The sequence below is a fragment of the Klebsiella grimontii genome (assembly GCF_900200035.1).
Lineage (GTDB): Bacteria > Pseudomonadota > Gammaproteobacteria > Enterobacterales > Enterobacteriaceae > Klebsiella > Klebsiella grimontii.
The window spans coordinates 1-800 of sequence record NZ_FZTC01000011.1 but is presented as its reverse complement, the minus strand read 5'-3'; the positions used below and the strand labels follow the sequence as shown (position 1 = coordinate 800).

At 55.0% G+C, this 800-nt stretch carries 1 protein-coding gene; it reads left to right on the top strand.

Annotated elements, in window-relative coordinates; all coding sequences use genetic code 11:
• Positions 1 to 763: IS3 family transposase (locus KOSB73_RS04255; protein WP_110222495.1), on the top strand; the 763-nt coding region annotated here is incomplete at its 5' end.
• Between the last annotated feature and the right edge of the window lie 37 nt (positions 764 to 800).

Below are 800 nucleotides of genomic sequence, written 5' to 3'. Positions count from 1 at the left end.
CAGGCGCTGTAAGCGGCGTAATGATGAAGCAGACGCTGAAATACTGTCAGGGCTCCTCGATATCATCAGCGATATGCCCAGTTACGGCTATCGCCGTGTGTGGGGCATCCTGCGTAAGCAACGTCGCACAGAGGGGCTGACACCCGTGAACGCCAAACGGCTTTACAGGATAATGAGCGAGCATAATCTGTTGTTATTGCATGACAAACCAGAGCGGCCAAAGCGTGAACATAAGGGCAAAATAGCGGTGGCAGAAAGCGATATGCGCTGGTGTTCAGATGGCTTCGAGTTCGGCTGTGACAACGGAGAAAAACTGCGGGTTACGTTCGCGCTGGACTGTTGCGACAGAGAGGCCATAGACTGGGCTGCAAGCACCGGAGGCTACGACAGTTCGACGGTGCAGGATGTGATGCTGAGGTCGGTGGAAAAGCGCTTCGGCGACAGGCTGCCGGAAACACCAGTGCAGTGGCTGACGGACAACGGTTCAGCATATACCGCGCATGAAACGCGGAGGTTCGCCAAAGAGCTGAATCTGGAGCCGTGTACAACAGCGGTGAGCAGCCCGCAGAGCAATGGCATGGCCGAACGGTTCGTGAAGACGATGAAGGAAGACTATATCGCGTTCATGCCGAAACCGGATGTGAGAACAGCCCTGCGAAACCTTGCAGCGGCGTTCACGCATTACAATGAAAACCACCCGCACAGTGCGCTGGGATATCACTCTCCGAGAGAATACCGGCGGCAACGTGCATCGTTAACCTAAGATACAAAAGCTGTCCGGAGATGGTGGGTCAAGATCA